The sequence below is a fragment of the Haematobacter massiliensis genome (genome assembly GCF_000740795.1).
Taxonomy (GTDB): Bacteria; Pseudomonadota; Alphaproteobacteria; order Rhodobacterales; family Rhodobacteraceae; genus Haematobacter; species Haematobacter massiliensis.
On the sequence record NZ_JGYG01000001.1, the window covers coordinates 290,560 to 313,672 of the forward strand.

A 23,113-nucleotide genomic window follows, 5' to 3' on the forward strand; every position below is an offset into this window, starting at 1 on the left:
TTCTCCTTCTTCAGGATCGCTTCGGTGATAGGGCCGCCGTCAGACGAACTCAACCCGCACCGTTTCGGTTCAGTTTCCCGCTCACAGGCGGAGCGCGTCCCGGTTCAGCGCCAGCCACTGTGCCGTGACGACAAGCGGGCCGTTCGCCCCTTCGCCGGAATTGACCAGTTTCAGCAGGTCATCAAGGCTCATGAGATGGCCGCGAATGTCCTCCGCCTCCTCCACCAGTCCGCCCGTTTGCGCAATATCATCAGGGAGATCGCAGAGGGCGACGAAGCAGTAGAGGAATTCGGTCATCGTGCCGGGGCTGGAGTAATAGCGCATGATCTCACGAACTTCCGAGACGTTCAGGCCCGCCTCCTCCACCGCCTCCCTCAGCACGGTGGAGCGCGGGTTTTCGCCCGCATCGATCCGCCCCGCGATCGGCTCGATCAGCCAGGGCTGACGGTCGCCACGCGCGAATGGCCCCGGGCGAAACTGCTCGATGACGAGCACCCTGTCCCGCACAGGGTCGTAAGGGACCAGCGTCGCGGCGTCGCCGGAGACAAAGACCGCCCGGTTGACGACCGGACTCATCGTCCCGTCGAAACGCCGAAAGCGCAGGTCGTATTCCTCCACGGCAAAGAAATGGGCATAAGGCTCCCGAGCCGCGATCACCTCGACATCACCCGCCTCTGCCACGCCACGGCTTTCCCGCGGCATGTCGTTCGCCGCGCGGATGCGGGCATGGGCGCGGCCCAACAGCATTGGCAGCCGTGCGAGATGAGCGTGCGGCGGGTTGATCCCGAAACCGCGCATGATGTCGCCTGCGGTTTCCGCGGTGATGGTGCCCCAGCCATCCACCCAGTCATCGAAGGACCAGTCCTGATCGCTGCCCGCCGCACCGGGATAGACCAGCGCCTTGACGCGGCCGCGCTCGGTTTCCAGCGTCATGGGTATGGCCTCGCCCGCCTCATAGTGATCGAGCCGCGCGCGATCGGCCTCAGTCAAACCGGTCACCAGCAAGCCGGGCGCGACGGACCCCTCCGCCGCAAAGAGCACGGGGCCTGCATCGCTTTCCACCACCCGCTGTCCCGAAAGCCGCGCCGGCCGCCCGCTAACGGGATGGCCCAGCACAGCCTCCAACACCGGAGGATGGCGCAGCGTGCCGTAGAAGAAGAAGTCCGTCATATCCGTCTCCGGGAAGATCGCCGGCACAGTTGCCTGACGGCGATGTGGGCGCAACCCCATCGCCTTTCCGCGTCCAGCACCTATGCGCGGGCAAAATCCTGTCATGCCATCGCGGTATACCTTTAAACGGTTAAACATTCCTGATAGAATAGGTCGCTACTGTTTTGTTAAATATGATGATTGTCGCATTTTCCTTCTACCGCAGGACGCGAGCCATCACTTTGCTGGGGTAGATCCACCGCTCCCGCAAAATCTTGATCAACCGGGCGCAATCGCCGCTTGAGACGTCGCGCGCTGTCCTCTAGCCTCGGGAGAAATAGCTCTCCAACAGAGGAAACAGAATGGCCATCAGGACCTGGCTTCTTGGCACGGCCGCTGCGACGCTTGTCGCGCAGGCTGCACTGGCGCAATCGCCGAATTTGCTCGTTTTCGACTGGGCCGGTTTCGAGGATCCGGGGCTTCATCAGGCCTACATCGACAAATATGGCGCAAGTCCGCAGTACAGCTTCTATGCGGATGACGACGAGGCGTTCCAGAAGGTCGTCTCCGGTTTCAAGCCGGACATCGCCCATCCCTGCTCGCAGATGATCTCCAAGTATCGCGATGCCGGGCTTATCGAGCCCTGGGATACCTCCAAGTTGACCGCCTTCAAGGATCTTGACCCGGCTTTGCTGGATTCCCCGATCTTCCAGGATGATGGCGGCCTGTGGTTCCTGCCGACGGACTGGGCTTCCACCGCCATCGCGTGGAACACGGAGAAGGTTCCGGAGGCCGACGTTTCCACTCTTCAGGTCTTCAAGGATCCGAAATACGCCGGCCGCATCTCGCTGCCGAACTCCGTGGACGATATCTGGCCGCTGGCCTTCCTGGCGACGGGAGTGCACGACTGGACCGACGTGACGGACGACCAGTTCAAGGCCGCCGCCGACTGGCTCCGCGAGGTGCATCCGAACGTCCGTGCCTATTGGGCCGACCCGTCAGAGATGGGGCAGCTCATGGCGACGGGGGAAGTTCTGGTTGCCTGGTCCTGGCCCGAGGGGGTGACACAGTTGGTCGCGGACGGGTATCCCATCGGCTTCCAGCGTGAAGCAACCGAAGGGTCTTCGGCCTTCGTCTGCGGCTTTGTGAACTTCAAGAACGGACCGGGGTCGGAAGATCAGGCCTATGACTTCATGAACGCCTGGCTTCAGCCCTCTTCGGCGGAATATCTTGTGGATGTGTTCGGCTACGGCTCCTCCAACAAGACGGCCATGGATGCGATTGATGCCGAGAAGCTGAAGGAGGCCGGTCTTGGCCCCGTCACGGTTCCGGTTCTGACGCAGAAGCCGTTGGAACAATCGCTGCGCGACCGGATGGTGCAGGAGTTCGAAAAGATCAAGGCTGGTTTCTGATCCATGATCGACGGGCAGCCTATGAATGGCTGCCCTTTTCGCTTTTGAACTCGTCTGCCTGCTCAAAGCTGCCTTTTCCCATGAAATTACCGGGGAAGTTGCAATTGTGCGACGGTTCTGACGGACACTGTGACAGCCAAGGATGATCCTTCGCCTGGATGGCGATGCAAGAGCGAACCTATTGTTTGCCTCGGAGAAACATCATCGTCGGGTGCTTTCGCAAGTCACGCGGCCAGCCGTTGAGATTTGCCTAACCAGCCATCTGACAACGTCTTCGGCTTCTGACAGAAAACCCGCGTCCCGTCTTCCCAGCCATTGAACGCCGCCACAGAGCGGTCTATATCCAACCCTGTTCGGGGCTTGCTCCGGACTATGGCGATAAACGCGCACGGAATAAGCGGATCGGACCCGGGGGCGGTACCCGGCGGCTCCACCAATCACCCTTGTTGGGGGCGGAGGGGGCCGAAACAGGATCGACGAACGTGTAAAGGTGATTGCTTTCGCTCGGTGAGGTACCACCGTTACCGGTCCAAAAGTACAGTTGCCAACAACAACCGTGCTCCGGTGGCTCTGGCTGCGTAAGCAGTTCGAGTACCGAAACTAAGTCCTTGCAGGTAGCACTGTAAGGCGGGGTTCGCAGGCACCTGGCAACAGAAGCCTGCACTTCCCCCTCTTTTTACCGAACCCCTCTTTTTACCGAAAACGCCGCCCGAAGGCGGCGTCTGATCCGTATTTCGCAAAGCTCAGGCGGTTTCTTCGATCACCACGAGATCGCGGATAGAGGCACCCTTCGCATGCGAGAGGGCCTCTTGGTACTCGGGGCTGTTATATGCCTCCACCGCGGTCTCAAGCGAAGGGAAGCGGGCCACGACATTCCGGGCTCGATCTTTGCCTTCGAGCTGAACATAGCGTCCGCCCCGGGCAAGGAACACGCCACCGAATTTCGCGAGCGCCGGACCGGCGAGCTTGGCGTATTTGCCGTAAGCGTCCGGGTCCGTCACTTCGACATGGGCTATCCAGAGAGCGCTCATTTTCTACCCCGCAATAACGGCTTCCGCAGCGCGGATCGCCTCTTCCGCCTTGGACGCATCCGCCCCCCCGGCCTGTGCCATGTCCGGTCGGCCTCCGCCGCCCTTGCCGCCGAGCGCCTGCGCCGCCGCCTTGACCAGATCGACAGCCGACAGACGCTCCGTCAGGTCTGCGGTCACGCCCGCCGCCACGGCGGCCTTGCCGCCCGTATCAGCCACCAGCAGCACCGCGCCGGAGCCGACGCGCGTCTTCATCTCGTCGATCAGCGCTGGCAGATCCTTGCCGGAAACACCGGAAACGACCTGCGCCAGAAACTTGACGCCACCGATGTCCTTGGCATCCGCTCCGCCCTGTGTGCCGCCGCCCATCGCCAGCTCGCGCCGGAGCTGCGCCACCTCGTTCTGGAGCGTGCGCCGCTCCTCGACCAGCGCCTTCACACGATCGACGACCTCGCCCGGACCCGCCTTCAGGACGGAGGCAACCTCGCCCAGACGGGCCACCTGCTCCTCGAGATAGGCCAGAGCAGTCTCCCCGGTAAGCGCCTCGATCCGCCGCACCCCGGCGGAGGAGGCGCTGTCGGACAGCAGGACGAACAGACCGATCTCGCCCAACCGGCCGACATGCGTCCCGCCGCAAAGCTCCAGCGAATAGGTCTTGCCGTCCGCGCCCTTGCCGGAACCGTCGAGCAGCCCCATGGAGACGACGCGGACCTCATCCCCGTATTTCTCCCCGAAGAGCGCCTGCGCGCCAAGGCCGCGCGCCTCATCCGGGGTCATCACACGGGTTTCCACCGTGCCGTTCTGACGGATGTAATCGTTCACCTCGCGCTCGACCTGCTTCAACTCCTCCGCCGTCAGGCCCTTGCCATGGGAGAAATCGAAACGCAGCCGGTCATCGGCATTGAGCGAGCCGCGCTGCGCGACGTGATCGCCCAGCGTCCGGCGGAGCGCCTCGTTCAGCAGGTGCGTGGCGGAGTGGTTGGCGCGGATCGCCTGCCGCCGGTTGTGATCGACGTTCAGCTCCGCACCCTGCCCGGCCGCGATTTCGCCCAGCGTCACCTCCGCGATATGGATGTAGACGCCCTGCGATTTCTTCGTATCCGTCACGCGGGCAGCGCCGGTATCTGTCTTGAGCAGACCGGCATCCCCAACCTGACCGCCGGATTCCGCGTAGAACGGCGTCTGGTTCACGACGATCTGCACGCTTTCGCCCACGCCCGCTTTCTGGACCTCCGCCCCGTCTCTGACGAGTGAGAGTATCTCGCCCTCCGCCTTCTCGGTATCGTAGCCGAGGAACTCGGTGGAGCCGTTCTTCTCCGCCAGATCGAACCAGATCGCGGCGTCCTTCGTCTCACCCGAGCCGGCCCAGGAGGCGCGTGCCTTAGCCTTCTGCTCCGCCATCGCGGAATCGAAGCCAGAGACATCGACTGTCCGCCCCTGTTCGCGCAGCGCATCCTGCGTGAGATCCAGCGGGAAGCCATAGGTATCGTACAGCTTGAAGGCAGCGGCGCCGGGCAGCGGCTGCCCCTCGCCGATCTTGGACAACTCGTCATCCAGCAGCCGCAGGCCACGGTCGAGCGTCTGCCGGAAGCGGGTTTCCTCCAGCCTCAGCGTCTCTTCGATCATCGCCTGTGCGCGGGGCAGTTCGGGATAAGCCGCGCCCATTTCCCGTACCAGCGCGGGCACGAGGCGATACATCAGCGGCTCCGTTACACCGAGCTGATGAGCATGCCGCATCGCCCGCCGCATGATGCGGCGCAGCACATAGCCCCGCCCTTCGTTCGAGGGCATGACCCCGTCGGCAATCAGGAAGGAGGTCGAGCGCAGATGGTCTGCGATGACCCGATGGTGGATCTTGCCCGGCCCGTCTGGATCGGTGGAGGAGGCATGGGCCGAGGCCTCGATCAGATGGCGCATCAGGTCGGTGTCGTAGTTGTCGTGCTTGCCCTGAAGGAGCGCGCCGATCCGCTCCAGCCCCATGCCGGTGTCGATGGACTGCGCCTCCAGATCGCGCAGCGTGCCATCGGCGAACTGCTCGTACTGCATGAAGACGTTGTTCCAGATCTCGATGAAACGGTCGCCATCCTCATCGGGGGAGCCGGGCGGCCCGCCGGGAATATGCTCGCCGTGATCGAAGAAGATCTCGGTGCAGGGGCCGCAGGGGCCGGTCGGCCCCATGCGCCAGAAGTTGTCGTCGGTCGGAATGCGGATGATCCGGTCGTCGGAGAAGCCCGCGACCTTCTTCCAGATCGCCGCCGCCTCATCATCGGTGTGATAGACGGTGACAAGCAGACGCTTGCCGTCGATACCGAAATCCTTCGTCAGCAATTCCCATGCGAAGGGGATCGCCTGTTCCTTGAAGTAATCCCCGAAGGAGAAGTTGCCCAGCATCTCGAAGAACGTATGGTGCCGCGCGGTATAGCCGACGTTGTCGAGGTCATTGTGCTTGCCGCCCGCGCGGACGCATTTCTGCGCGGTGGTGGCGCGCGTATAATCGCGATGCTCCACACCGGTGAAGACGTTCTTGAACTGGACCATGCCGGAGTTCGTGAACATCAGCGTCGGGTCGTTGCGGGGAACGAGCGGGGAGCTTTCCACAACCGCATGTCCGTTTCGGCGGAAGAAGTCGAGATAGGTCGATCGGATATCGTTCAGGCTGGCCATCGGGTGCCTCGTCACGGGGGAAGACCGGGGCCTCCCGCCCCGTCCATTGCGCACACGACTATCCCTCCCGGCGGCGTCTGTCCATCGCCCCCGGCAAGAAAGCCGTGCTTCTGGCCTTGGAGATGGGAGATTGCGCCGCATGTGACAAGGTGGAATGACCGGGAGCCGCCATGCCACCTCTTGCCGGACATCTGCGCCTGAAGCGGGTCTATGATCCGCCCGACCCCGCCGACGGGAAGCGCATTCTTGTGGACAGGCTCTGGCCTCGCGGCATGACGCGGGAGCGGGCGGCGCTTGACGACTGGCGCAAAGACCTCGCGCCGAGCGACGGGTTTGACCACGACCCGGCGAAGTGGCCGGAGTTCCGGGCGCGGTATCTGGAGGAGCTCAAGGCACAGGACACGGCCCTGAACCAACTTCGCGCTGAGGCGACGCGAGGGACCGTCACCCTCCTCTACGGCGCGCGGGATACGCAGCACAACGAGGCCGTCGTGCTTCGCGATCTGCTGCTCGGATAGGGCGGCTCAGCGCGCAGTTTCGGCCGCGATCTCCGCCCGGCTCTTGCGGGCGCGCTCGGTCGCGGATTTGAGCTGGCCGCATGCGGCCATGATGTCCTCCCCCCGCGGCGTGCGGATGGGAGAGGCATAGCCCGCCCGATAGACGATCTCCGCAAAGCTCTCGATCCGTTCCCAGTCGGACCGCTGGTAGGGCGCGCCCGGCCATTCGTTGAAGGGGATCAGGTTGATCTTTGCCGGAATGCCGCGGATCAGCTTCACCAGCCGGCGCGCGTCGTCATCGCTGTCATTCACGCCTTTCAGCATGACGTATTCAAAGGTGATCCGCTCGGAATTGGACAGCTTCGGATAGGTCCGCAGCGCCTCCAGCAACTCCTTCAGCGGCCACTTCTTGTTGATCGGCACGAGTTTGTCGCGCACTTCATCCGTGGTGGCATGGAAGGAAATGGCGAGCTGGCAACCGATCTCCTCTGCCGTGCGCGCGATCATGGGCACGACACCCGACGTTGAAAGCGTGATCCGGCGGCGGGAGAGCGAGATGCCCTCCGGGTCCATGGCGATCTTCATCGCGTCGCGCACCGCATCGAAATTGTAGAGCGGCTCGCCCATGCCCATCAGCACGATGTTGGACAGCAGCCGCGTCTCATCCTTCGGGGCGCGTCCCGGCGCGGGCCATTCTCCCAGATCGTCACGCGCAAGCAGAACCTGCCCCACGATCTCCCCCGGCGTCAGGTTGCGGACGAGTTTCTGCGTGCCGGTGTGGCAGAAGGTGCAGGTCAGCGTGCACCCCACCTGCGACGAGATGCAGAGCGTACCGCGTCCCTCCTCCGGGATATAGACCGTCTCCACCTCATGCCCGCCCGCGATGCGGACAAGGTATTTCCGCGTGCCATCCGCCGAGATCTGCCGGGAGACCAGTTCCGGGACATCCACGGTGAAGTTCTCGGCCAGAAGCGCCCGGTAATCCTTGGCGAGATTGGTCATCGCCGCGAAATCGCGCACACCTTTCTGATAGATCCACTGCCAGACCTGACCGACGCGCATCTTCGCCTGCCCCTCCGGGGTTCCGGCGGCGATCAGGGCATCGCGAAGCTGCTCCCGCGTCAGCCCGACAAGGTTCGTCCGCCCGGCCTCCGGCAGCTTGCGCGGAATGGTCAGCACGTCCTGCGTGATGGGAGCGGAAGCGCCGGTTTGCGGCGCCGGATCGGTAGCAGCGGGCGTGACGACGGGTCTGGCGGGGGCGTTCATTTCGACTATCCGGCTTCTGGGCAGGCCACCCATATAGTCCATCTTGCGGGAAAGCGAAACTCCCCCGCGCATTGTTACGGATTTTGACCGCGATCTGCCTCAGCGGCAGAGCTTCGCCGCCTCGTCGACCGCCGCGGTCAAGCCTTTCAGCGAGAACACGTCACGTGTGTCCGTTCCACGCTGCGAATGCCCCGTGATGACCGCCTCGGCCCCGCCCCTGAGCGCTGCGACAAGGCGTTGGTCGTCGGCGGGAGTGGCTGGCCAGGCCCAGTCGCCATCCGTGAACATCTCGAACTTGGAGCCGCCCACATCCACCGACACCGTGGAATTCGCCGCGAAGGGATAGCCGCCCGCGAACGAAACCTCCGGCTGACCGCCGCGATAGGTGATGTAGAGACGGATGTCCCCCCGCGACACGTCTGCCCGCTTGCCGTCCCGCGAGGCGGTGGAGGATTTCGGACTCGTCACCGCCCAGCACTCTTTCGGGCTTTGGGATGCAAAGTAGCTCCAGTCGTCCTTCTGCCCGGAGGCAGTCGTCTGTTGCGCCGATGCGGCCGTAGCCAGTCCCATAACCGCGGTCATGCCGACGATGGCGCACAGGATGCGTGGTGTCATTGGCTCACAGCCTCCGTCTCTCTGCCTCTGTCCCCCGCCTGCCACCGCTTTCCGCGGTCTTTTGGTGTGGCGGATGCTGTTTCAAGTGCTTAGTTCTTAGCGCAAAGCCGTCGCCGGACGAAACCCCCGTCGGACAAACTTCGCATTTCTGTGAGAGGCAATATGACAGATCCGATCCCCATGGCGGAACTTTGGCGCGGCGGGCGGCTGGAAAGCCAGCATGTCGGCCATGCGGTGATCGTTCACGCGGAAGATGGCGTCATCGCCGCATGGGGAGAGCCGGAGATACTCATCTACCCCCGTTCCTCCTGCAAGATGCTTCAGGCGCTGCCGCTTGTCGAAAGCGGGGCGGCGGATGCTGCGGGACTGACGGAGGCGCAACTGGCGCTCGCCTGTGCGAGCCACAGCGGGGCAAGCCTGCATACGGATATGGTGGAGACATGGCTCGCCACGCTGGGACTTCGGGAGGAGGACTTGCGCTGCGGATGCCATATGCCGGGGGATGAGACAGCGCGGAACGGCCTGATCCGGGCGGACAAACAGCCCTGCCAGATCCACAACAACTGCTCGGGCAAGCATACGGGGTTCCTAACTCTCAACAGACATCTTGGCGGAGGATCGGAATATGTGGAGCCGGATCATCCCGTTCAGCAGGCGGTGAAGGAGGCATTCGAGGCGACGACCGGCCTCGCCTCCCCCGGGTACGGGATCGACGGCTGCTCCGCACCGAACTTCGCCACTACCCTTACCGGCCTCGCCCGCGCGATGGCGTTCTTCGCGGGCGCGAACCCGGAAGGCTCGCTGCGGGAACGGGCGGCGGCGCGCCTGCATCGGGCGATGGCCGCGCACCCGGAACTTGTCGCCGGAGAGGGCCGCGCCTGCACGGAACTGATGCGTGCCATGGGCGGACGTGTCGCAATCAAGACCGGCGCGGAGGCCGTCTTCGTCGCGATTCTGCCGGAGCAGCGGCTTGGGGCGGCGCTGAAGATCGTGGATGGCGGCACGCGGGGATCGGAGGCAGCGATCACTGCTCTCCTCGTGCATCTGGGGGTGCTGGACGGTGAGCATCCCGCCGCGCGGAAGCGGCTGAACGCCATCCAGAGCAACTGGCGCGGGTTTGAGACAGGTATCGTTACCGCCGCGCCCGGCTTTCCCGGCTGACCACAGCATTCTGAGCGGAAGACCCGGCTAGCAATGGGCAGCCGGTCCACCCGCCTGTCAGGCAGCGAACTCTTCTCGCCTGTAACCCTGAATATAAAGCAGCGCTGTGAGATCGCCGAAATTCACCCGCACATCGCATTGTGCGGCCACGGCGGGCTTCGCATGCAGCGCGACGCCGGTTCCCGCCCGCTCCAGCATCCCAAGGTCATTCGCCCCGTCGCCGACGGCGATCACGTCACTCTCCGCAAGGCCGAGACGGGCGGAAATCTCCTCCAGAGCCGCGACCTTGGCGGCACGGCCGAGGATCGGCTCCGCCACTTCGCCTGTCAGCAAACCCTCCGCCGATAGCAGCGTGTTCGCCCGGTTTTCGTCAAAGCCGAGATGCGCCGCGACCGGCCCGGTGAAAGAGGTGAACCCGCCCGATACCAGCACGGCATGGCCGCCGTTTGCATGCATCGTGGCGATCAGCTCCTGCCCGCCGGGGGTATAGGTGATCCGCTCCGCCAGCACCTTGCCGATGACGGACACGGGAAGCCCTTTCAGAAGGCCCACCCGCTCTCGCAGCGCGCCTTCGAAATCCAGCTCTCCATTCATGGCGCAGCGGGTGATCTCGGCCACCCGCGGGCCGACACCGGCTTCATCGGCCAGCTCGTCGATGCACTCCTGCTGGATCATGGTGGAATCCATGTCCGCCAGCAGCATCCGCTTCCGCCGTCCGGTCGCAGGCTGCACGATGAGGTCGATACCCTGCGCCTGCAACCGCTCCCACCGGGCCCAGAGGTCCGAGGGAGGGCCCGCGATATCGAACTCCGCCGCGATGCCGGGGGCGAGCCAGCGTGTGCCTTCCCCGGCCCAGTCCCGGGCCAGCGTATCCACGATCTCGGCGGTCAATCCGCCCCTTTCGGGAGAGACAAGTAGGGTGGCAACATGCATCCCGGGCACCTTCGCTGATGGCGTTATCGCCGCTTAACCGATCCGCCTCCGCTTCGCCAGCCGTGAGCCGCGCAGATGCCGCTTGCCAGAGGCCGGCTTCCGCACCACATCTTGCCCATGGATCAAGACACCCCGCCCTCTCCGGCCCAGACGAAATCGGAACCGACGCCACCTGTGCCGCAGGCTGCGCCGTCCGCGGTGAAGCCCGACCCCCTGCTGTTCGCATCCTACAATGTCCACAAGGGCGTGGGATTGGACATGAAGCGGGATCCCTCCCGCACGGCGCGGGTGATCGCCGAGATCGCGCCGGATGCCATCGCGCTGCAGGAGGCGGACCGCCGCTTCGGGGCGCGGACGGGCGTGCTCGATCTGGGGGAAATCCGCGAGCGGACGGGGCTGGAACCGGTCCCGCTTACCGACCGGCTGGGTCGCTCCGCGCATGGCTGGCACGGCAATCTCGTCCTCCTGCGGAATGCGGAACTGGAGGATATACGCCCGGTGCACCTGCCGGGGCTGGAGCCACGGGGGGCGGTCATGGTCGATGCCCGGCTGAATGGCCAGCCCCTCCGGCTGATCGCTGCGCATCTGGGGTTGCTGCGCTCCTCCCGTCTGCTGCAGACGCAGCTTCTGAGCCGGTTGCAGGATGAGGCGGAAGGTCGGCCAACGGTGCTTATGGGGGATCTGAACGAATGGCGGCGGGCCCCCTTCGGCGCGCTGCCGCCGCTGCGCAACCTTGGCGGCGACGGGCGAAGTGTACCCACCTACCCCGCGCGCCGGCCCTTTCTGCCGCTCGACCGGATCTATACCTGCCAGAATGCAGAGCTCATTGATCTCGCCGCGCATCAAACACCGCTGTCTCGTATCGCCTCCGATCACCTGCCGCTGACTGCGCGGATCAGGCTCGGCGTCGACGCGCCGCCAAGCCTCTGACGGCGCTTCATGCATTGGCTCATCTGGCTTTCCCTGATTGTCGCCATCGCCGTCGGGGCGTCGCTTTTTGCGCTCTGGTCCTTTGGACGTTTCGCGCGGCGGGCAAGCGGCCCGAACAGTCACGCGCTGCCGCGGACCGTGCGGCCAAGCCCTTTCGACACGGTTCTAGACCCGCTCGAGACCGCTCATCCCGGAATGAGCGGTGGCGCGCTGCTCTTCCGCGGGCAGGATGCCTTTGCCGCGCGATTCGAGAGCATCCGCCGCGCAACCCGTTCCATCGACCTGCAGTACTACATCTGGAAGGATGACATCACCGGCAACCTGCTGGCGGGCGAGCTGCTTACCGCCGCTGACCGGGGGGTCCGCATCCGTATCCTGCTGGATGATGTAAACGTCCTCGGCATCGACCCAAAATGGCTGAACCTGAACGGTCATTCCAAGGTGGAGATGCGGATCTTCAACCCGATCGTCAACCGGCACAACGCGCTCCGCCGGGGGATAGAAATGGCGCTGGCGCTCGTCCGCTACAACAGGCGGATGCACACCAAGTCATGGACGGTGGACGGTCGGATCTCGATCCTCGGCGGTCGAAACATCGGCGATACCTATTTCGACGCCGCGCGCCGCCGCAGGCGGAATTCTCTGGACGCCGATATGCTGCTTGCCGGTCCCGTGGTCGGACAAGTCGAGACGATGTTCGATGCCTATTGGAACAGCGACCTCGCCCTGCCGCTTTCTGCGCTGTGGTCGGAGCGGATCAATGACCTGGTGAGCTTCCGCCGGCGCATCGGCGCGCTTCGCCGTCACCGGCGCGGCCGCGAGTACCTCTCCCGTGCACTCAGCGGCGATGATGCGCTGCCCGGGCTGGACAGGCTTGTATGGTCCGACACATTCCGCATCGTCACTGATCCCCCCGAAAAGGCGCACGGTGAAAAGCGGGAAGACTGGTTGCTCACCCATATCGGCCGGCTCATCAATCAGGCGGAACAGCGGTTCGACATGACGACGCCCTATCTCGTCCCCGGCAAGCCAGGGATGGCCCAGCTCGGAGAATTGCGGGAGCGCGGGGTGGAGGTGAGACTGCTGACCAACTCGCTGGCCAATACCGACCATTCGCTCGTCCATGGCGCCTATCGCCGTTACCGGGTGCCGTTGCTGACGGGCGGCGTGGAGCTTTGTGAATATGCTCCCACGGACGAAGGCGCGCGGCGGGGCCGGATGCTGCACGCAAAGACGTTCGTGATCGACAGAAGGACGGGGTTCATCGGCTCCTTCAACTATGATCTCCGGTCCGCCTTTCTGAACACGGAGATCGGCGTTGTCTTCGAGGCTCCCGAACTGGTCCAGGCACTCTGGGACTGGCAGGATGAGGCCATGCGCCCGCCGAACGCCTTTCACCTCTCGCTCCATGGCCGCTGGATTCGCTGGGATCAGTCACTGGAGGGACAGGCTAGCTCGCAACTGCCTGAAATCTGGTATGAACCCAAGGCTTCGCCTGCGCGACGGGCACTGTCGTGGGTGGTCGGGCATTTACCCATCCATTCCTATCTCTAGGACTGGAAACGCGGCGGTTTCCGGGCGATCATCTTGGCGCTGAGGGAGGAATGCCATGCCTGTCTATCGCTCAACCCTTGGTGGGGAGCGCTTCGCCTTTGACGGCCTCGCCGCCCTTCTCGCCGCTGCGACGCCCGCCCGGTCCGGCGATGCGCTCGCCGGGATTGCGGCCCAGACGGAGGCCCAGCGGGTCGCCGCTCGCTATGCTCTGGCCGATCTGCCGCTTGCCACGTTCCTGAACGAAGCCCTGGTGCCCTATGAGGCGGATGAAGTCACCCGTCTGATAATCGACAGCCATGATGCTGCCGCCTTTGTACCCTTTGCCGCGATGACGGTCGGCGATCTGCGGGACTGGCTTCTGTCGGAGGCCGCAACCGCCAGAACGCTTGAGGCCGCGCGTCCTGCGCTCACCCCGGAAATGGTCGCCGCCGCCTCCAAGCTCATGCGCAATCAGGACCTGATCGCCGTCGCACGGAAGGTGGAGGTGGTGACCGCTTTTCGCAACACCATCGGGCTGACAGGGCGGATTTCCACGCGATTGCAGCCCAATCACCCGGCAGACGATCTGCGCGGCATTGCCGCTGCGGTACTGGACGGGTTGTTGCAAGGTGCGGGCGATGCGGTCATCGGCATCAACCCCGCCTCCGACAATCTGCGCAACTGCACCGAGATCCTTCACGCGCTGGACCGGTTGCGTCAGGATTTCGCGATCCCGACGCAAAGCTGCGTGCTCACCCATGTGACGAACACCCTTCGCATCATGGAGGCAGGCGGGCCGGTCGATCTCGTCTTCCAGTCGATCGCGGGGACGGAGGACGCGAACCGCGGTTTCGGCGTCGATCTGGCCGTACTGGCAGAGGCGGATGCCGCGGCGCGGGGATTGAACCGGGGTACCATCGGGCAGAACGTGATGTATTTCGAGACGGGACAGGGTGCGCCTTTGTCGGCCGGTGCCCATCACGGGGTCGATCAGCAGACGCTGGAGGCACGGGCCTATGGCGTGGCGCGGGCCTTCTCGCCGCTCCTGGTGAATACCGTCGTGGGCTTCATCGGCCCGGAGTATCTTTATGACGGCAAGCAGATCATGCGCGCGGGCCTGGAAGACCATTTCTGCGGCAAGCTTCTCGGCCTGCCGATGGGGGTGGATGTCTGCTACACCAACCATGTCGAGGCCGATCAGGACGACATGGATACACTGATGACGCTGCTGGGTGCCGCCGGTGTGACCTTCGTCATCTGCGTGCCCGGTTCGGATGATGTGATGCTCAGCTACCAAAGCCTTGCTTTTGAGGATGCTACCTGGCTCCGCCGTGTGTTCAACCGCAGCCCCGCGCCGGAATTCGCGGCCTGGCTGGAAAAAACGGGCCTCGCCGGATGGGGAGCGGGGCCGCGCGCGCTGCCGGATGTGGACGGGCTTGCCCGCCGTATGGGGCTTCCCGCATGACCGCCCCGACAGACCCGACCCTTGCCCGCCTCCGGCGCCTGACACCCGCGCGGCTGCGGCTGGACCCTCGCGGCGGTGCGGCACCGCTCTCTGCTGTGCTGGACTTTCAGGCGAGCCATGCCCGCGCGCGCGACGCGATCCGTGCGCCCGTGGATTGGGAGGCCATCGCCGCGGCGCTCGGCCCCCGCGAGACCCTTCATTTGCAGAGCCGCGCTGGTGATCGGGAAACTTACCTTCGGCGCCCCGATCTCGGCCGGCGGGTGCGGGAGGCTGATCTTGATCGCCTGCAGGGCAAGGGCAGCGACGTGGCCAGCGATGTGGCCATTGTCATTGCGGACGGGCTGTCGGCGCTCGCCGTCAACCGCCACGCCGCAGCCATTGCGGGAGGCGTCATCGAATCCCTGCCCGGTGTGAGATTCGCGCCCATCGTGCTGGCGAGCCAGGCCCGTGTGGCCATAGGTGACGATATCGGCGCGGGCCTGAGCGCACGGCTGTCGCTCGTTCTCATCGGGGAACGGCCAGGCCTTTCGGTGGCGGAAAGTCTCGGCGCCTACATCACCTACGACCCCCGTCCCGGACGCCAGGACAGCGAGCGGAACTGCGTTTCCAATATCCATGATCTGGGCGGGCTGAGCCACGACAGGGCGGTCGAGCTGATTTCCTGGCTTGTGGGAGAGGCTCTGTCACGACGGCTGACGGGCATCGCGCTCAAGGATGAAAGTGGCAGCGGCTTTCTGGGCGAAAACTAGAAACAGTTTTTTCCACGCTGAAAATTTCTATCTAGACGTGTATTGATTGGATAATACTCAATTTTGAGTTACTATCCCTGCATAACCCTGCCTCCCCGCAATCCATTCACAGCAAGTCAAAGCCAGAAGGATCTACATTCCATGTCAAGAAAACATGCGCTCGCCGCGATCCTTGCTGCAGCCGTCGTCACCACCGCCGACGCATCCCATGCTGCCTCCATTATCATTGATCAGTTCATCTCACCGCAATATGTCGTCGCACGGGCGGGAACCGGGGATTTCTCCCGCTCCGAAATCCGGGCGCCCAGTGCTGTCGCAGTCGGTGGATATCGCGACATGTCGGTGTCGAACAGTACGAACCGCCTGAACGGCACGTCGCTTGAAACCGGCGGCGGGTATCTCGACTTCAACAACGCCTCCCGCACCAGTGGGACCGGAACGATCAAGTGGGACGGCCAGAATTCCACCGGCCTGCGCGGCTTGGACGTGACGGATGGCGGTACCAACGACGCGGTGTTCTTCGGTGTGATCTTTGCGGATGCAGATATCGCGATGGCATTCTCCCTCACCGACACGCAGGGCCGCGTCTCGACCTACAACACGCTTCTGGTCGAGGAACTCAGCGATCCGGAGGAAGTGTTCTTCCGCTTCTCCGACTTCAGCGGAAGTGCGGATCTCACGCAGATCAACGCAATTTCACTCACCCTGATCGGCACGCGTCCGGCCGTAGACCTGACGCTGGACCGGATATACTTCGGAGCCACTGTCGCGCCCGTACCCGTGCCGGCCGCCGCGCCGTTGCTTCTTGCGGCCATCGGTGGGCTGGCCCTGGCGGGCCGTCGTCGGAAATGAGATTTTTTTGACCCGTCATGGCGTCTGTCGGGTCTTTGACCATGTTCATGTTGCGCTAGCTGATCCTGAACGCTTCCCTGTCAGGTTTGCCCATGTCCGTGACGTCCGACAACGCTATTCGCGCCGAACTCCGCCAGAAGTGGGGATGGTTTCTCGCGCTCGGTCTTCTCCTTCTGGCCTTCGGGCTGATCGCGGCGGCGAACCTGCTGATCGCGACCGTCGCATCCGTGTTCTGGGTGGGGATCATGATGATCGCGGGCGGGGTGCTGGCGATCTTTCATGCCTTCAGCGTGCGCACTTGGGGAAGCACGATCCTGGGCGTTCTCGCAGGGCTGCTCTATGCGGTTGCGGGGATTTTCGTCTTCGTCAATCCGGCAGTCGCGACCGCAGCGATCACCATAACGGTTGGCCTGCTCCTCATCGTCGTAGGGCTGGTCCGTCTTGTCATCGGCCTGCAGGAGCGCACGACCGAGGGATGGGGATGGGTTGTCATCGGCGGTCTGATTACCGCGCTCGCCGGTGTGGTCATCGTGGCCGGCTGGCCGGGAAACAGCATATGGGTGCTGGGTATCTTTCTCGTCGTTGACCTGCTGACGCAGGGCGTGACCTACACCGCGCTCGCCCTCAGCCTGAAGAAGGCCGCCTGATCAGACGAGCCGGCCTGCCTCCAAGCGAACCACCCTGTCCATGCGGGCCGCCAGGTCGAGGTTATGAGTCGCGATCAGCGTGGCCAGCCCCGTCTCCCGCACCAGCCCGATCAGCGTGTCAAAAACCAGCGAGGACGTTTCAGGGTCGAGGTTCCCCGTCGGCTCATCGGCAAGCAGCAGCCTCGGTCGATTCGCCAGCGCACGGCAGAAGGCCACACGCTGCTGCTCTCCGCCGGAAAGCGCAGCAGGCCGGTGCGCAGCGCGGGGTCTGACGCCAACACGATCCAGCAGACCCTCCGCCCGGTCAACCGCTTCGCGCCGGGGGCATCCATCGGCCAGTTGTGGCAGGACGACATTCTCCAGTGCAGAAAACTCCGGCAGCAGGTGGTGGAACTGATAGACGAAGCCGACTTCCGAACGCCGGGCATCGGTCTGCGCCCGGTCCGAAAGCCCGGTCATCTCGCGCCCGCCCATGAAGACGCGTCCCTGATCGGGCGTGTCGAGCAAGCCCGCGATATGAAGAAGCGTTGACTTGCCTGCGCCGGAGGGCGCGACCAGCGCCACCGCCTCCCCCGCCATCAGTGTCAGACTGACGCCCCGGAGGACCTCCACCGGTGCGGCGGTATCACCGCCATAAGTGCGCCGGATACCATCGAGCCGCAGGACTTCACTCATACCGCAACGCCTCCACCGGGTTCATCCGCGCGGCGCGGCGTGCCGGAAACAGGGTGACAACGAACGACAGGACGAGCGACAGGACCACGGCGGAAAGCACGTCCTTCGCTTCCAGCCTCGCGGGAAGCGCGTAGATGCCGCGGATCGACGGATCCCAGACCCCGCCCCCCATGACGTAGTTCACGAAGGAGAAGATCGGGTCGATATAGATTGCGAACAGGCAGCCGAGGATCACCCCCGCCAATGTGCCGACCAACCCGACGGAGGCGCCGCAGATGAAGAACACCCGCAGGATAGAGCCCTCCGTCAGCCCCATCGTGCGCAGGATGCCGATGTCCCGCCCCTTGTTCTTCACCAGCATGATGAGACCGGAGACGATGTTCATTGCGGCTATCAGGACGAGAATGGAGAGGATGACGAACATCACGTTATCCTCCACCTCAAGTGCGCGCAGGAAGCTCCCCGCGCTGTCGCGCCATGTCCAGAAGCTGGTGGAAGGGCCAGCTGCCTCCAGCAATGCGGGGAGCAGGCGCTCCACCTCCTCGGGGCGCTCGACCGTCACGGCGATCTCATCCACCAGCGTCTCGCGGTTGAAGTACCCCTGCGCCTCGGCGAGCGGCATGTAGACGCGAGTTTCGTCAATGTCATAGCGCCCGGCGGAGAAGATATAGACCACCTCGTAGGCATTCACCCGCGGCGAGGTTCCGAAAGGTGTCTGCACCCCGTCCGGCGAGATGAGGCGCACCCTGTCTCCGACCCCCACGCCGAGAGAGCGCGCCACCCCCGCCCCGATGGCGATACCCTGATCGAAGGCGTCGATATCGCCCGCGCTGCGGGGCCCGGGCTGAATGCCGGGGATGGCCTTCAGGTCGTCGTGGCTGACGCCCAGCACTTCGACCCCGGCATTGCGCCCATTGGCATTGGCCATGACCTGCCCCCGGATCTGGGGGGAGGCATGGACCACGCCCGGAACGGCGCCGATCCGTTCGGCCAGCGGAAGATAGTCGGGGATGGTCCTGTCGATGCGGCCTGCGTCGTCGATCCGGTCTGCAAACACCGTCACATGGGCATTGGCCCCAAGGATCGTGTTCACGAACTCCTCCCGGAAGCCCGAGCGCACGGCGAGCGTCGCGATCAGCGCAAAGACGGCAAGGGTGATGCCGATCAGGCTGATCCAGGTCATCACGCTGACGCCCCCCTCCTCGCGCCGTGCACGAAGGTAGCGCCAGGCGATCATCCATTCGAAGGCGGCAAAGGGGCGGGTCTGGGCCAAGGGAAACTCCTGTGCTGCCGCCCGCTTAGCAGCCGGGAGCAGCGGGGTCACGGGGAGAAGTGCAACCATGCCGCAAGGGTGATGGAATGACCGCAGCATAGGACCGGGCCGGCGGTGACATTCATCCGCACCGAGCCGCTGAAGGAGAAGGAGAGCCTCCTCAATGGCCTGCAGAGATGCGTTTACGGCCTGGCATCGTGAAGGTCTTGTCCCGCGCGGGGTATAGCTGGCTGAGCCGTTCGCTTTCCAGGCTGAGGTGGCGTCCTGTCCCGCGCGCGGGGTATTCACGATCTCGCGCACCGCTATCCCTAACTCACCATGGTCCTGTCCGGCGCGCGGGGTATTCACGCGTCATCCGTCGCACCGCGCACTGACAGCACGGTTCAATCCCCCGCGAGGGGGTTCACCGCTTGGCAGGTGCCGATCCGCGCCGTCAGGGGGCCGGGATGAACTGCCGGCGCCAGCTTGCCAGAATGGTGGCGGCGCGGGATACGGACAGCTCTCACTGCCTGCTCGCGCGCATCGGTATCGGGCTTCAACAGCCACCCCCTGCCTCAACCGGTCTGTCCCTCGCGGAGATCACGGTTTTGCCAGCAGCGGGAAGGCAGCGCAAACGCGGCCCGCGCTGAGGAACTTCTCCGCCCGAGTTTCGCCACACCGGCAGGCGGAAGTGGCGACGCTGCGCGGTGATGGGCCGGTCGAGGTGGAGCACTTCGACATCGCAAGGCCGCCTCGATGCGCTGCTTTCTGTGGCAAAGCGCTGGATACGATGGGCGCGCCTCCCGACCGCATCTGCTCGCGCCCTGCCGCAGGTTACGCGAGCGATCCAGGGTTGAGGACTAGGCCGGACGCGCCCGCAGGGGGAAAGCTATGCACGGGGCGGTCACACCCCGGCGTAGATTTCCGCAATGCGAGAGACGGCGGCTTCGGGCTTCATCTCGACGCTTTCACCCGTCCGCCGGCTCGTCAGCTCGACGAGATTGGAGGCGACGCCGCGCGGCCCTACGGTGATCCGCCACGGAATGCCGATCAGATCGGCGGTGGCGAACTTCGCCCCAGCGCGGTCCTCCCGGTCGTCGTAGAGCGGGTCGAGCCCCTTGGCCTTCAACGCGGAATAGAGCGCCTCGCATGCACTGTCGGTGGAGGTGTCGCCCTGCTTGACGTTGACGATCACCACGTGGAAGGGCGTGACGCCTTCCGGCCAGATGATGCCCTTCTCGTCATGGCTGGCCTCGATGATCGCGCCCACCAGCCGCGACACGCCGATCCCGTGGGAGCCCATGTGGACGGGCACCCGCTCTCCCTTGTCGTTGACGACGAGCGCCTTCATCGGCTCCGAATATTTGGTGCCGAAGTAGAACACCTGCCCCACCTCGATCCCGCGGGAGACGCGGCGGCGCTCTTCGGGCACTTCTGCATCGAATACGGCGGGGTCGTGGGTCTCGTCGGTCCGGGCGTAGGGGGTCGTCCATTCCTTGACGATGGCGGCTGTTTCGGCGGGATCGTAGTAGTCCACCTTGCGGTCGCCGAGCTTCAGCTTGGTGATCGCCTCATCGTAGAACACCTCCGACTCGCCGGTTTCCGCCAGCACGAGGAATTCGTGGGTATCGTCACCCCCGATGGGGCCGGAATCGGCCCGCATCGGGATCGCGGTCAGGCCCATCCGCTCATAGGTGCGCAGATAGCTCACCACATGGCGGTTGTAGGAAGCGATGGCGCCCTCATAATCCAGGTCGAAGTTGTAGCCATCCTTCATCAGGAACTCGCGCCCCCGCATCACGCCGAAGCGCGGGCGGATCTCGTCGCGGAACTTCCACTGGATATGGTAGAGCGTCAGCGGCAGATCCTTGTAGCTGCCAACGGCCGAGCGGAAGATATCGGTGATCATCTCCTCGTTCGTCGGGCCGTAGAGCATCTCGCGCTTGTGGCGGTCGGTGATGCGCAGCATCTCCTCCCCATAGGCGTCGTAGCGGCCGGATTCGCGCCAGAGATCGGCGGGCTGAAGCGTGGGCATCAGCAGGGGGATGTGGCCGGCGCGCTGCTGCTCCTCATGCACGATCTGCTCTATGCGCGAGAGCACCTTGAAGCCAAGGGGCAGCCACGAATAGATGCCGGCCGCCTGCTGCCGGATCATCCCCGCACGCAGCATGTAGCGATGGCTGACGATCTGGGCGTCAGCCGGGTTTTCCCGCAGGACGGGCAGGAAATAGCGGGACATTCTCATCGCGCGCACTCCGGGATCAGAAGAAAGACATTGCCGCCCCTGCTAAGCCATCCCAATGTGACAGGCAAGCCGCGGCACGGATGATGCGAAGGCGGCTTGCATAGATGAAACGGTCAGGCGATGAGCCGCGTTTGGGCCGGCTATCGAATGCATGGGAAGAGCAGCATGGAACTGACCGTCAAGGAACAGGTAAAGTACTGGGGCATCGCGGCGCTGGTCTTTCTGTTGCTGCTCTGGGTGCTGGGCGATGTAATCCTGCCCTTTGTCATAGGCGGTGCGATCGCCTACTTCCTTGACCCGCTGGCAGACCGGCTGGAGAGGATCGGTCTTTCGCGACTGATGGCGACGGTGATCATCTCGCTTGCGGCCTTGATGGTATTCACCATGCTCCTGCTGCTCGTGCTGCCTATGGTGATCCAGCAGGGCGCAAGTCTGATTGAGGCGGCCCCAAGCTATGTGGACGCCATTCAACGCTACATCGACTTGCACTATCCCCAGCTTCTGGACGAGCAAAGCACCATGCGCCAGACGCTCAACACCGTGGCCGCCGCCGTTCAGGACCGGGTGAGTGTCTTTGCCGATACCGTGCTGCAATCGCTGTTCGGCGTCATCAACGCGGCGATCTTCATCGTCGTTGTCCCGGTGGTGGCGTTCTACATGCTGCTGGACTGGGACAGGATGGTCGCCCGCGTCCGCAGCCTTCTGCCGCGCGAACATGCGCCCACGATCTATCGCCTCGCGGGGGAGATCAACCTTGCGCTTGCCGGTTTCATCCGGGGGCAGCTCACCGTCTGCATCATCCTCGGGGCCTGGTATGGCCTCGCGCTGATGGGCGTTGGCTTGCAATACGGGTTGTTCATCGGCGTGTTTGCCGGAATGATCGCCTTCATCCCCTATCTCGGCACTTTTATGGGCGGCGTGACCTCCATCGGGGTCGCACTCTTTCAGTACTGGAACGATCCCTTCTGGATCTTCGTCGTGGTCGGCATCTTCGTCGTCGGCCAGATGGTCGAGGGAAACTATCTCACTCCGAAGCTGGTGGGTGAATCCGTCGGGCTCCATCCGGTCTGGCTGCTTTTTGCGCTTTCCGCCTTCGGGGCGCTGTTCGGTTTTGTAGGGATGCTGGTCGCGGTGCCGGTCTCCGCAGCCATCGGGGTCATCTGCCGGTTCCTGGTGGAGCGCTACAAGGACAGCCGGCTATATCGCGGGGCGCCACGCCCCCTCGATCTCGACGATCTCTGACCCGGGGATGATGGAGGCAGACCCTCCCAGCAGGCAACTGCCGCTCAACCTCCCCTTGCCGGAGGCGATGGGCCGGCAGGATTTCTTTGTCTCCCCTGCCAACGCGACGGCTGTCGCGATGGTCGACGACTGGCGAGACTGGCCCGAAGGCAAACTCGCAATCATCGCGCCGCCCGGGGCGGGCAAGACGCATCTGGCCTCAATCTGGGCGGCCGAAGCGGGGGCTGTGGTCCTGCATGCGGCGGACCTTGCGGAGACCTCGCCCTTCGCGCTCGCGGCCTGGGGGCGAATCGTCATTGAGGATGCGGGGGAGGTAGCCGGCCAGCTGGCGGGGGAGACGGCGCTCCTCCACCTCTACAACGTGCTGGGCGAAGACGGTGGGCGGCTTCTGCTCACTGCATCAGAGGAACCCGCGCGGTGGCCCCTTCTCCTTCCCGATCTGGCCAGCCGCCTTGCCACCCTGCCCGTCGCCCGTCTTTCCCGCCCCGATGACGAGCTTTTGACTGCCGTGCTGACCAAGCAGTTCGCCGACCGCCAGATTGCCGTTCAACCGCAGGTCGTGGACTGGCTCGTCACGCGGATGGATCGTTCGATGGCCTTTGCACGCAGGCTCGTGGCTGCGCTGGATCGCGCGGCTCTGGCGGAAGGCCGCGCCGTCACCCGCCCACTCGCCCAAGGGGTTCTCGCCAGCCTCACGCCCGTCGACCGCTGATCCTGTACCCCAAGTCGCTCTGGACAGCGACGGAAGGAAGAGGAGATACTGCAATTCGAAGCAGAGACGTGGGCGGCTGTCATCTG

The 23,113-nt window shown here is 64.3% G+C and carries 20 protein-coding genes and 1 other RNA gene; 12 read left to right on the plus strand and 9 right to left on the minus strand.

Translation table 11 applies throughout. The features are described from left to right. Positions 1–81 precede the first annotated feature (81 nt). Positions 82–1,170, minus strand: coding sequence for an NUDIX domain-containing protein (locus CN97_RS01425; RefSeq protein ID WP_035706915.1), 1,089 nt, complete (start codon positions 1,168–1,170; stop codon positions 82–84). A gap of 341 nt (positions 1,171–1,511) precedes the next feature. On the opposite strand from CN97_RS01425, the gene CN97_RS01430 reads away from it, so the two are divergent. Continuing rightward, positions 1,512–2,561 (plus strand): extracellular solute-binding protein, encoded by a 1,050-nt coding sequence (locus CN97_RS01430; RefSeq protein WP_035705978.1) that lies wholly within the window; start codon positions 1,512–1,514, stop codon positions 2,559–2,561. A gap of 311 nt (positions 2,562–2,872) precedes the next feature. Beyond that, positions 2,873–3,226: a transfer-messenger RNA gene (gene ssrA / locus CN97_RS20090) on the plus strand. A 78-nt stretch (positions 3,227–3,304) separates the two neighbouring features. Here ssrA and CN97_RS01435 read toward each other — a convergent pair. Both CN97_RS01435 and alaS read right to left on the minus strand, forming a co-directional pair. Beyond that, on the minus strand, positions 3,305–3,592 hold the full coding sequence (locus tag CN97_RS01435) for a DUF1330 domain-containing protein (RefSeq protein WP_035705980.1): 288 nt from the start codon (positions 3,590–3,592) through the stop codon (positions 3,305–3,307). 3 nt (positions 3,593–3,595) lie between these two features. Next, the gene (alaS, locus tag CN97_RS01440) at positions 3,596–6,253 is read right to left on the minus strand and encodes an alanine--tRNA ligase (RefSeq protein WP_035705981.1); all 2,658 of its coding nucleotides are present in this window, start codon (positions 6,251–6,253) and stop codon (positions 3,596–3,598) included. A gap of 170 nt (positions 6,254–6,423) precedes the next feature. Between alaS and CN97_RS01445 the strand changes: the two genes are divergently transcribed. Continuing rightward, positions 6,424–6,771, plus strand: a complete 348-nt coding sequence (locus CN97_RS01445) for a DUF488 domain-containing protein (protein WP_035705984.1) — start codon at positions 6,424–6,426, stop codon at positions 6,769–6,771. A gap of 6 nt (positions 6,772–6,777) precedes the next feature. Here the strand turns inward: CN97_RS01445 and rlmN are convergent, their stop codons facing one another. Further along, positions 6,778–8,016 carry a 23S rRNA (adenine(2503)-C(2))-methyltransferase RlmN gene (rlmN, locus tag CN97_RS01450; RefSeq protein WP_084683941.1) on the minus strand — a complete coding sequence of 413 codons (1,239 nt, stop codon included), beginning with the start codon at positions 8,014–8,016 and terminating at the stop codon, positions 6,778–6,780. A gap of 99 nt (positions 8,017–8,115) precedes the next feature. After that, complete coding sequence (locus CN97_RS01455) at positions 8,116–8,631, minus strand: invasion associated locus B family protein (protein ID WP_035705987.1); 516 nt, start codon at positions 8,629–8,631, stop codon at positions 8,116–8,118. A 162-nt stretch (positions 8,632–8,793) separates the two neighbouring features. Between CN97_RS01455 and CN97_RS01460 the strand changes: the two genes are divergently transcribed. Further along, positions 8,794–9,792 carry an asparaginase gene (locus CN97_RS01460; RefSeq protein WP_035705990.1) on the plus strand — a complete coding sequence of 333 codons (999 nt, stop codon included), beginning with the start codon at positions 8,794–8,796 and terminating at the stop codon, positions 9,790–9,792. 57 nt (positions 9,793–9,849) lie between these two features. On the opposite strand, the gene serB is transcribed toward CN97_RS01460, so the two are convergent. Next, complete coding sequence (gene serB, locus CN97_RS01465; RefSeq protein ID WP_035705993.1) at positions 9,850–10,725, minus strand: phosphoserine phosphatase SerB; 876 nt, start codon at positions 10,723–10,725, stop codon at positions 9,850–9,852. A gap of 117 nt (positions 10,726–10,842) precedes the next feature. Here serB and CN97_RS01470 point away from each other — a divergent pair, with 117 nt between their 5' ends. The 6 genes from CN97_RS01470 (at position 10,843) to CN97_RS01495 (ending at position 16,901) form a co-directional block, all read left to right on the plus strand. Beyond that, a complete protein-coding gene (locus CN97_RS01470; protein ID WP_084683965.1) occupies positions 10,843–11,655 on the plus strand; it encodes an endonuclease/exonuclease/phosphatase family protein in 813 nt (270 codons plus the stop codon). 9 nt (positions 11,656–11,664) lie between these two features. After that, positions 11,665–13,209, plus strand: a complete 1,545-nt coding sequence (locus CN97_RS01475; protein ID WP_035705996.1) for a phospholipase D-like domain-containing protein — start codon at positions 11,665–11,667, stop codon at positions 13,207–13,209. Positions 13,210–13,264: 55 nt separating this feature from the next. Further along, a complete protein-coding gene (locus CN97_RS01480) occupies positions 13,265–14,653 on the plus strand; it encodes an ethanolamine ammonia-lyase subunit EutB (protein WP_035705998.1) in 1,389 nt (462 codons plus the stop codon). After that, the gene (gene eutC, locus CN97_RS01485) at positions 14,650–15,402 is read left to right on the plus strand and encodes an ethanolamine ammonia-lyase subunit EutC (RefSeq protein WP_035706001.1); all 753 of its coding nucleotides are present in this window, start codon (positions 14,650–14,652) and stop codon (positions 15,400–15,402) included. Before CN97_RS01480 ends, eutC begins: the two co-directional genes overlap by 4 nt. A gap of 141 nt (positions 15,403–15,543) precedes the next feature. Beyond that, a complete protein-coding gene (locus CN97_RS01490) occupies positions 15,544–16,254 on the plus strand; it encodes a VPLPA-CTERM sorting domain-containing protein (RefSeq protein ID WP_035706004.1) in 711 nt (236 codons plus the stop codon). Positions 16,255–16,346: 92 nt separating this feature from the next. Further along, positions 16,347–16,901 carry an HdeD family acid-resistance protein gene (locus CN97_RS01495; RefSeq protein WP_035706007.1) on the plus strand — a complete coding sequence of 185 codons (555 nt, stop codon included), beginning with the start codon at positions 16,347–16,349 and terminating at the stop codon, positions 16,899–16,901. On the opposite strand, the gene CN97_RS01500 is transcribed toward CN97_RS01495, so the two are convergent. The 3 genes from CN97_RS01500 to proS all read right to left on the minus strand — a co-directional run bounded on the left by CN97_RS01500 (position 16,902) and on the right by proS (position 21,073). Continuing rightward, on the minus strand, positions 16,902–17,576 hold the full coding sequence (locus tag CN97_RS01500) for an ABC transporter ATP-binding protein (protein ID WP_035706009.1): 675 nt from the start codon (positions 17,574–17,576) through the stop codon (positions 16,902–16,904). It abuts the gene before it with no gap. Continuing rightward, on the minus strand, positions 17,569–18,849 hold the full coding sequence (locus tag CN97_RS01505; protein WP_035706012.1) for a lipoprotein-releasing ABC transporter permease subunit: 1,281 nt from the start codon (positions 18,847–18,849) through the stop codon (positions 17,569–17,571). The genes CN97_RS01500 and CN97_RS01505 overlap by 8 nt, the downstream gene beginning before the upstream one ends. Positions 18,850–19,732: 883 nt before the next feature. Next, entirely contained in the window at positions 19,733–21,073 is a 1,341-nt protein-coding gene (gene proS / locus CN97_RS01510; protein WP_035706015.1) for a proline--tRNA ligase, read from the minus strand. 165 nt (positions 21,074–21,238) lie between these two features. Between proS and CN97_RS01515 the strand changes: the two genes are divergently transcribed. Further along, on the plus strand, positions 21,239–22,315 hold the full coding sequence (locus tag CN97_RS01515; RefSeq protein ID WP_035706018.1) for an AI-2E family transporter: 1,077 nt from the start codon (positions 21,239–21,241) through the stop codon (positions 22,313–22,315). 7 nt (positions 22,316–22,322) lie between these two features. Beyond that, positions 22,323–23,027, plus strand: coding sequence for an HdaA/DnaA family protein (locus tag CN97_RS01520; RefSeq protein WP_242685167.1), 705 nt, complete (start codon positions 22,323–22,325; stop codon positions 23,025–23,027). The last annotated feature ends 86 nt before the right edge of the window (positions 23,028–23,113 follow it).